Origin of the sequence: Pseudanabaena cinerea FACHB-1277 (genome assembly GCF_014696345.1) — a bacterium.
GTDB lineage: Bacteria > Cyanobacteriota > Cyanobacteriia > Pseudanabaenales > Pseudanabaenaceae > Pseudanabaena > Pseudanabaena cinerea.
The window spans coordinates 1-9,611 of record NZ_JACJPY010000119.1; the positions used below are offsets into that span (position 1 = coordinate 1).

The 9,611-nt window shown below is 45.3% G+C and carries 8 protein-coding genes; 3 read left to right on the forward strand and 5 right to left on the reverse strand.

Features of this window, described 5'->3' with window-relative positions; translation table 11 throughout:
- The first annotated feature begins 132 nt into the window (after positions 1-132).
- Complete coding sequence (locus tag H6F44_RS20990; protein WP_242016685.1) at positions 133-1,599, forward strand: DUF3370 domain-containing protein; 1,467 nt, start codon at positions 133-135, stop codon at positions 1,597-1,599.
- 224 nt (positions 1,600-1,823) lie between these two features.
- On the opposite strand, the gene H6F44_RS23685 is transcribed toward H6F44_RS20990, so the two are convergent.
- A complete protein-coding gene (locus H6F44_RS23685) occupies positions 1,824-2,285 on the reverse strand; it encodes a DNA cytosine methyltransferase (RefSeq protein WP_190353044.1) in 462 nt (153 codons plus the stop codon).
- A gap of 219 nt (positions 2,286-2,504) precedes the next feature.
- On the opposite strand from H6F44_RS23685, the gene dprA reads away from it, so the two are divergent.
- Together dprA and H6F44_RS21005 are read left to right on the forward strand one after the other, a co-directional pair.
- Positions 2,505-3,593 carry a DNA-processing protein DprA gene (dprA, locus tag H6F44_RS21000; RefSeq protein WP_190353045.1) on the forward strand — a complete coding sequence of 363 codons (1,089 nt, stop codon included), beginning with the start codon at positions 2,505-2,507 and terminating at the stop codon, positions 3,591-3,593.
- A 62-nt stretch (positions 3,594-3,655) separates the two neighbouring features.
- Entirely contained in the window at positions 3,656-5,017 is a 1,362-nt protein-coding gene (locus H6F44_RS21005) for an FGGY-family carbohydrate kinase (RefSeq protein ID WP_190353046.1), read from the forward strand.
- Here the strand turns inward: H6F44_RS21005 and rdgB are convergent.
- The 4 genes from rdgB to H6F44_RS21025 form a co-directional block, all read right to left on the reverse strand.
- On the reverse strand, positions 4,989-5,585 hold the full coding sequence (gene rdgB / locus H6F44_RS21010; protein WP_190353047.1) for an RdgB/HAM1 family non-canonical purine NTP pyrophosphatase: 597 nt from the start codon (positions 5,583-5,585) through the stop codon (positions 4,989-4,991). The genes H6F44_RS21005 and rdgB overlap by 29 nt on opposite strands.
- A gap of 236 nt (positions 5,586-5,821) precedes the next feature.
- Positions 5,822-6,607, reverse strand: coding sequence for an oxygen-dependent tRNA uridine(34) hydroxylase TrhO (gene trhO, locus H6F44_RS21015; RefSeq protein WP_190353048.1), 786 nt, complete (start codon positions 6,605-6,607; stop codon positions 5,822-5,824).
- 134 nt (positions 6,608-6,741) lie between these two features.
- Entirely contained in the window at positions 6,742-8,376 is a 1,635-nt protein-coding gene (locus tag H6F44_RS21020; protein ID WP_190353049.1) for an alpha-D-glucose phosphate-specific phosphoglucomutase, read from the reverse strand.
- A 211-nt stretch (positions 8,377-8,587) separates the two neighbouring features.
- Positions 8,588-9,331 carry a class I SAM-dependent methyltransferase gene (locus H6F44_RS21025; protein WP_190353050.1) on the reverse strand — a complete coding sequence of 248 codons (744 nt, stop codon included), beginning with the start codon at positions 9,329-9,331 and terminating at the stop codon, positions 8,588-8,590.
- Positions 9,332-9,611: the final 280 nt, after the last annotated feature.

The window sequence follows — 9,611 nt, forward strand, 5'->3', positions numbered from 1 at the left end:
CAGGATTGACAGAAATTTCTGTTGTGCCTTGGTTGCTACTTTCGGTAATATGTCATTAATGCTATTCATTTGGTGCTTTGATTCATTACTTGCACCTTATCCGATGAATAGCTTTTTTGTTCCCCTTTTTTTATGTCCGAAGTATTGAAGCAAATAAAGTTACTCAGTTTCTATGGACAGCCTATGTTGAAAGCTTTCTTAGTTAGTTTGTTGGCGACCAATGTAGTTGTGGGTTCTCCCAATGCAGCCAATGCCGACACAGATAATCAAACAGTGCCGAAACTTGCTCAAGCTGCCAATCAACGTCAAATTATCCTAGAGCCGCAAGAGATGCGTCCCTTGAGGGGCAGTCTTGATAATGTGCCGATGTTTAATAGCAATAGCCCTGAAATTGTGCAGACAGAAGGAATTTTACTGTCGGCTTTTCCTACGGCAGGCATGGCACATCCTAAGGCGCATTTAAATTTTCCCTTTGAGGGGCGCTTTGATCTATTTACGCACCACATCTCCAAAGCACCACCCCCTGAAGATTTACGGACTTTATATATTGGTGCGATCGCCTATAACCCCACCGATCAACCCGTCACCATTGACGTTTTGCAAGCAGCTAGCTATCTTAGCCAGCCCGATGCCCCTTTTTATGATGCGCCTAATTTTTCGCTTAATAACGATGGGGCAACCTATCGCGGTCCTGGCGATCGCGCCATGCTGGATATTCTGCGCGGTCGCCGTCAGGATATTTTCCCTGCTCAGATCGTGATTCCACCGCGACAATATCAAATGCTGATGAATCTGCCTATCCCTGTTAAGGAATTAGAGCCACCTCTAAATGGGCGATCGGGTTTATCGCGACTGCGTAGTGATGGACAGGTGTATGTGGCAACTCTGTCGCTCTACGCTCGTCTTAATGCTGATGGTTCAGAACGCGCCCCTAGTCTGGAGGAATGGATAAATATTTTAAAAACTGGTGAACTAGCGAAACCCCGTGATGTTGTGCCGACACCGCCCGATCTTACCGAAGGAAGGTTTGAATATAGTCGGGTGGCGGGTGTGCAGCTTGGTTCTCAATGGTTTGGCAATTTGACCGATCGCGATAGTAATGATTTGGCGATTCCGCAAGCGGGAGCATCCTATTCCTATGGGTTAAGTTTGTTGCAATATGGCACGATGGGAACGGGGCAAGTGCAGACCGCCCCCCTAGCTGTTCGCTATCCCGATACTGCCTATTCTGCCCACGGCAACTATGGCGTGCAGTACAATCTCACGCTGCCTCTGCACAATCCCACTGATAAAACGCAAACGGTGGTTCTCGCTTTCCAAAATCCTATCAAATACGATAAGCCCGTTGGTGGTTTGCAGTTTTTTGAACCACTCCCTGATGATGTTTTCTTTCGCGGCTCCGTGCGAGCAAGGTTCCGCGATGATAATGGCATTCCACAAACGCGCTATGTCCATTTGAAGTTGCGCCGAGGTGAACGCGGTAAACCTCTAGCAATTTTGACAATGCCCGCAGGCGATCGCCGTGTGGTACAGTTTGACTTTCTCTATCCCGCCGATGCCACACCGCCGCAGGTTTTGACCGTCACAACTAAGCCCTAATCAAAAATTATCGCGTTTTTCACCTTGGTACGGACAAGCTGAAAACCAAGGACAAGAAATATGGATTTGATGGTTTGCAAGTTGTCAAGGACAACTTGCAAACTGCGATAAGAAATGGCTTAGCCATTTCTTAATTTAGAAATCCTTATTGGGTTTGGGTTTCGATTTGACTGAGAGACGCGAAGTTTTCGAGTTTTTTCTTGCTGTAAATAATTCGTTGATGGCTAAACAGGTTGAGAAGGGAAGCAAAGATGATTCCAATGACCATTAAGTTCAGCTATCTTCAGCAAGCTTAAAGCTTTGCTACCATTGCTACTCCAACTCAGTCCTTTCTTTTTCTGTCGATGACCAACAACTAAATCAACACCTTTCTCCATGCGTCCACTACCAATACATTTACCAACCCGTCTGCGGCGGTCGTAGTCGATGATCTCTGACTGATGTTTTTCCAAATAACCGATAAGCTCTTTCAAGACCAGAGAGTTCTTGGCAACAATCTTATCTGGAATTGCAGATGGTTCAATTTTGGTAATATCTCCATTGGGAATATCGCCAAAATTAGCTTTGTACGTCATCTGTGCATATTTATCCCACTCCGAAGAAAATATACATTCACCACCTATACTCTCTAGCGCAATCCTAAATCCTCCAATACCAGCAAATAAATCTGCAAAAACAAAACTCATTATTATTTTTAAATCCCTATCGTTGTTTACTATACACGATCATTGATTTATCAATTCAAATGAACCACAAGGAAAAGTTTGGGTTTGAGCGCAAAGCGCTGTAAGCAAGGCGAGCGGGAGATGATCTCAGAGAGGTTGTCCTGTCCGCTTTTTGGGGGGATTTGTCAGTCAGTCAGGGTTTCTGATACAATAGTTGATAGTTATATCAAATACTAGGCAATGGATAGAGCATATTGGCTAGCTTGGTCGCAGGTACGCGGCATTGGTTCGGTGATGATCAAGCGAATATATCAAGCCTTCGGCTCCATGTCCTCTGCTTGGAATGCTGCACCTTCTGATTTGCAAGCTATAGAAGGCATCGGTGGACAAACCTTAGAAGCAATTCGCCAAGCACAGCAAGAATTAGAACCGATGTCACTATTGGCTGTCCATGAACATAACAATCTCAACTTTTGGACTCCGAGCGATCGCGAATATCCGCAACTACTATGGGAAATCGCCGATCCGCCGCCATTACTCTACTATCGCGGTCATCTCAGGCAATGGCACGAACGTAATACCGTAGCGATCGTGGGTACGCGCAACTCTACCCCCTACGGCAGGCGTTGGACTAAAAAAATTGTTGCGACTCTGGCGGAACGAGGATTTACGATTATTTCGGGTATGGCGGAAGGGATTGATGGTGAAGCCCATAAAGCCTGCTTGGATGTAGGTGGGCAGACTGTAGCCGTAGTGGGAACTGGGGTCGATCGCATCTATCCTTACAAGCACAAACACCTTTACGAGCAGATTGTCAATTCTGGCTTGGTGGTTAGTGAATACCCACAGGGAACATTGCCTGATAAGAACCATTTCCCAGCGCGTAATCGTATTATTGCTGGCTTAAGTCGTGTCACCCTCGTCATGGAAGCCCCCGAAAAGTCTGGTGCATTAATCACTGCTTATCAGGCAAACGACTATGGGCGCGATGTCTATGCTCTGCCTAATTCGCTGGAGGCGCATGAGTCGAGGGGTTGCCTCAATTTATTAGGTAAGGGCGCTCAGGCGATACTCGGTGTCGATGAACTGCTAGAGGCTCTGGGCGCATTGCCCAATCTGGATGCATCCCAACCTGCGATCGTGATTACTGATTTGCCGCCATTGCAGCAAAATATTTTGCAGGCAATCGGCTTTGGTGAACCTGTCAGCCTAGATTGGATCGTGGAGCAGGTAAAAGCTCCATCGGGGGAAGTATTGGGAGCTTTGACCCATCTAGAGCTCGCAGGGGCGATCGCCACTTATCCTGGTATGCGCTATCAAAGACAATAGTGCAGATTGGCATAGAGCAGATTAGCAAGAATGATCGATTAACATAATCCATATCCATATCCATGAATGACTTCAGTTTAGGCATCGATTTTGGAACCTCTGGCGCAAGGGCGATCGCCATTAATAGAACTGGTGAAATATTGGCAATCACGCGCACAGATTATCAATTGGGAGACTATGCCACATGGCAAATCGCTCTCTATGAATTGATCATGGCATTGCCAATCAAAATCAAACGGAACATTGGTCGCATTCTCATTGATGGCACTTCAGCAACAGTCTTACTATGCGATCGCCAAGGTAAAGCGATCTCCCCTGCGATGATATATAGCGATCGCTGTCCATTAGATGTTCTAGAAGTTCTTCAGCAAATAGTTCCTAATGATAGTATTGCCTGTAACGCCAGTTCTAGCTTTGCAAAGTTAATAACGTTGATCGAACAAGTAGATTTAGCAAGACCTTCCTCACATCTCTTGTACTTGCTGCACCAAGCCGATTGGTTGGGTTATTGTTTGCATGGCAAACTTGGCTTTAGCGATTATCACAATGCGCTCAAATTGGGTTACGATCCGCAAATTTTAGATTATCCTGCATGGCTAAAAATGTGGCTTAGAGCCTCTGGACATGCTCAAAGTCTAGTTCTACCGCAAGTATGCGCTCCCAGTAATCCTGTTGGCATAATCCAAGCAGCGATCGCCCAGAAATTAGCATTACCGCTTGATTGCGAAATTGTCGCTGGCACAACCGATAGTAATGCCGCTTTTATTGCCACCATCGGAACTGCTGCCCCTGCCCTTGGGACAGCCGTGACTTCCCTTGGTTCGACTATGGTGCTAAAGGTGGTAAGCGATCGCCCGATCAATAATGCCAACTATGGCATCTATAGCCATCGCTGGCATTATGGCTCGCACAATTTCCCACAGGAATGTTTATGGTTGGTGGGTGGAGCCTCAAATGTCGGTGGTGCGGTATTGCGTCAGTTTTTTGAGCAGCAGCAGTTGTTAGACCTCAGCACAATATTAAGCGATCGCCTCAATCCCTATTACCCTAGCCCCCTTGATTATTATCCATTACCCCAAACTGGCGATCGCTTCCCCATTAATGATCCTGCACTCAAGCCGCGCCTTGAGCCACGCCCCGCCGATCCTGTTGAATTTTTGCATGGCTTGCTTGAAAGTATGGCAAGAATTGAGGCACAGGGCTATGACCTATTGCAAAATATGGGTGCTGCACCAGTGACGGAGGTTTATACGGCAGGCGGCGGCGCTAAAAATGTGGCCTGGACAAAGATCCGCGATCGCCACTTGCCCAACCTCCAATCTTTAAGTACAGACCCGTTAAAAACCGAAGCAGCCTATGGCTCGGCTCTATTAGCCTTGGGGCTGCCATTGGGTATTATTTCAGCGTCAAGTGCTGCAACTTAGAGCGCAACAAAGCTAGAGCATTAGCACGGTGGCTAATTTGCGCTTTCATTGCAGGCGCGATTTCGCCAAAGGTTTTTTGCAGATCTGGCACTAAAAATATGGGATCATAGCCAAACCCACCACTCCCTCTTGGTGATTCGGCGATCGCCCCCCGACAAACACCAAGCGCATCGGCGGCAATTGTGCCATCGGGGGCTGAGATCGCGATCGCGCATACAAACTGAGCTTCACGATTGGTATAGGGCGCTAGTTCTTGCAAAATTCGCTCAATTCGAGCGGGATCACTATCGGCATAACGGGCAGACAGTACCCCCGGAGCGCCGTTTAAAGCCATAACCTCCAACCCCGAATCATCAGCGATCGCCCAAGACTGTGTGGCGATCGCCACTTGCGAAGCCTTGAGGTGAGCATTTTCCATAAAGGTTATGCCTGTTTCCTCTACATCAATACTGTCGGGTTTAGCGATCAGTGTCACCCCAAAATCCGCTAAATAATCACGAAACTCTTTCACTTTGCCAGTATTACCACTGGCGATCACCAACTTTTGTATTTGTGCAACCGCAGACATTTTGTAAGCCCTTATAGAATAGAAACTATTGCATTACCATTTAAGGATCGACTTTGACATCAACCTGTTAATGCAAGTATAGCTATTTTAAAAGCAATAGCCCTGTAATAAATTACGGCCTAAAAGTTGAGCTAAAAATGGAGCCATTACGAATGATTGTAGAAAAATTTAGCTAAAGGCTTGTCACAGGCTGAAACAGCCAAACTAGTTACCCCCCCCTTCGTTGCTAAACATCATTATATTGAGGCAAGACTAACGCGATCGTCAAAAACGAAGCATTCCCCTTCCCAAATGCTCTCTTCTTCAGGAATTTCTTCAATATATTTGAGAATGCCGCCCTTAAGGTGATAGACCTCAGGGAACCCCTGTGACAGCATATAGGCGCTTGCCTTCTCACAACGAATGCCGCCTGTGCAGAACATCGCGATTTTTTGATGCTTCTCTGGATCGAGTTGTTTGACATAATTGGGAAATTCGCCAAAGGTCTCAATATGTGGATTAACTGCCCCTTTAAAAGTACCAAATTCCACTTCATAGGTATTGCGCGTATCAATCAATAGCACATCAGGATCGTTAATCAAATCATTCCATTCTTGAGGGTTGACGTAGGTTCCCACGCGATCGCGGGGATTAATTTCAGGCACGCCCAACTTCACAATTTCTTTTTTGAGTCTTACCTTCATCCGTTGGAAGGGCAACCCTGCACAAAAAGATTCCTTATGTTCTAAATCTTGTAGGCGGGCATCACTGCGTAAATGGGCGAGTAATTGATCGATCGCCTCCCTTGTACCCGCAATTGTGGAATTAATGCCCTCTTTGGCGAGTAAAATTGTTCCTCTCAATCCTAGTTCTTCACAAAACTGCTTTAGGGGCGCTTGCCAAGCTTCGTAATCATGGAGGTCTGCAAAATGATAAAAAGCTGCTACGACAAAGGGGCGATCGGCAGCAGATCGCTCGCTGGTTTGTTGCTCTAGGTTTTCCAACTGTGCTTGGAGTCGGTTATGTTGCTTTTCTCTAGTCATATCGGATTTACGAGAAATCAGTCTTTCATTGTATCGCAATTTTCAGGATCGACGGTTTGCCCCGACCCTGAAAACCGTGGTAAATTTTAAGTAATTTTCTAAGTAATTACATAAGTAATTTTCTAAGTAATTTTCTAAGTAATTACAGTGGGGCGATCGCGTCCTGTTAAGACCTTGATCTGCGCGATTTCATCGGCAATATCAATGAGTTCTTGCAGAGCCGCCTGTGTATCGAGGGAATGCTTGGCAATATTTGGCTCATAGCTTTCGACATAGAGGCGTAGGGTTGCGCCCTCAGTGCCTGTACCTGACAGACGGAACACAATGCGTGAGCCATCGGTGAAGCCAATGCGAATGCCCTGTTTATTGCTGATGCTGCCATCTACAGGATCGGTATAACTAAAGTCATCGCAGAAAGCAACCTCATAGTTGCCAAATTTTTGTCCTGCGAGTTCTGTGCCCTTAGTACGCAGGTTATTCACCAAAGTATTGGCGCGATCGCTATCGACACCTTCATAGTCATGGCGGGAGTAGAAGTTGCGCCCATAGATTTGCCAATGTTCCTTGACGATCGCCTCAACGGACTGTTGCCGCGCCGCCAGAATATTTAGCCAAAATAGTACCGCCCATAGTCCATCCTTCTCGCGCACATGATTGGAACCTGTACCGAAGCTCTCTTCACCGCAAAGGGTGGCTTTACCCGCATCTAATAAATTACCGAAGAATTTCCAACCTGTGGGGGTTTCGTAGGACTCGATGCCTAGACGTGCCGCCACGCGATCGGCAGCTTGGCTAGTGGGCATAGAACGAGCGATCCCTGCTAGTCCACCCTTATAGGCGGGGACATGGTGGGCATTGGCGGCAAGGATGGCAAGGCTGTCGCTAGGGGTGACAAAGAAATTGCGCCCCAAAATCATATTGCGATCGCCATCCCCATCGGAGGCCGCGCCAAAATCAGGAGCATTTTCGCCATAGAGAACATCCACCAAATCATGGGCATAGACTAAATTAGGGTCTGGATGTCCATTACCAAAGTCTTCGAGCGGCATACAGCTTTGCAAAGAACAGGCAGGTGCGCCCAACCGATTAACCAAAATCTCTTGAGCATAGGGACCTGTGACTGCGTGCATTCCATCAAAGCAAATACGGAAGTCGGGAGACGCTAGTAATAACTTAATGCGTTCAAAATCAAATAACGATTCCATCAGTTCGGCATAATCAGCAACAGAATCAATTACTGAAATGATCGTATTGCCCAGTTGTGTCTCTCCAAGGCGATCGAGATCAACATCATCAGCCTCTAAGATTTTGTATGCAGCAATGCTCTTAGTAATATTGTAAATGGCATCGGTAATCTTTTCGGGTGCGGGTCCGCCATTACTGGTGTTGTACTTAATGCCAAAGTCGCCATCCTTACCCGCAGGGTTGTGACTAGCAGAAAGGATGATGCCGCCAAATGCTTGATTTTTGCGAATTACACAGGAGGCGGCTGGCGTGGAGAGAATGCCACCACGTCCCACAAGAATTTTGCCAAAACCATTGGCTGCCGCCATTTTCAGGATTACTTGAATGGCATGACGATTGTAATAGCGCCCATCGCCGCCGACAACTAGTGTTTGTCCTGCAAATCCTTCGAGACTGTCAAAGATGGATTGGACAAAGTTTTCGAGATAGTTAGGGGTTTGAAATACGGTGACTTTTTTTCTAAGACCTGAAGTTCCGGGCTTCTGGTCTGAAAATGCTGTAGTGGGAACGACTTTTATGCTCATTAAACCTATGCGTTAACTATGCGCTTTTGTAAAAATCAAACTCGATAAAAAGCTTAACCCTCTGGGGTTGTTGTAATTTTAGCGTTTAACAGGTAGATCAGACCCAAGTTTCCTCCAGAATCGAGCAGGATGCCTGCGCTACAGGGGATTTCAAATACTTTGGGCAGTCAATCAGGCTAAATGCATAACTAAATGCATAACTAAATGTGGACTACAATTTCTGAAGATAAACTTGATGCGATTGATGAATTAGCTTTATTTCAGGGGCAGAGCATTTTATAAATGCGTCAATGGCAATACTAGTATTCTGTGATGGATTTTCAGGAAATACCTTGTCATAATCATCAAAGAGCATTAATCCGCCTTTTTTCAGTAGTCCCCAACTCAAAACAGCATCGCTTAGAACATCTATGGCTAAATGACAACCATCGATATAGATTAGATCGTAGGTATCTAGAGGTAAATTCCTTAAAATATATTGTGACTCACCAATATGTTTCTTGACTTTTGCAGCAGCGCCAACTTGATTAATATTCCAATCAAATCTCGATTCAACATTTTCTAATATATTTTGCTCAAGATTCAAATATGCTTCGCCAGCAAATGTATCTACACAAGTAATTTGCGATGATGCATGGGTAAGGATTTTTTCTAAAAACCAGCAGGTCGATCGCCCCTCCCAACTGCCAATTTCTAAGAATTGCAAATTAGGTTTACCAATCATATCTTTGAGATGTTCAGTCAGTAAAGGGATGTTGCGGCTAAACCAGTCATGGGTAAAGTGATAGTTTTTAGATTGGCTATCAATCTGATACAAAATTCGCTCTCTTTGATAGTAAGCCTTTTCAAAATCAGGATTACTAGCGATCGCTGCCTCAAATTCGCTTAGAGCTAAATCCAAATCATGATTTTTAATAAATGCAATTCCTCGATTAAATAAAAGTTGCGATCGCATATTACTATGATCGCTTGGGCATAATGTTAAAGCTACCTGATAACATTCTAAAGCAACTTCTATATCACTAGATTCATAGGCTAAATTACCAATTTGATTGTATCCTTTACATAATTTTAAGCATAGATGCTGTATCTCATCATTATCTTGAAGATTATTAAGATCACATAAAACTATCCCTGACGGGGCGACAAAAGATATGGGAAGTATGAGTAGATGGGGATTTGAGGATTTAAGATAAAAAAGATAGGTCAAGTCATAGTAAGTATGACCTATCTAG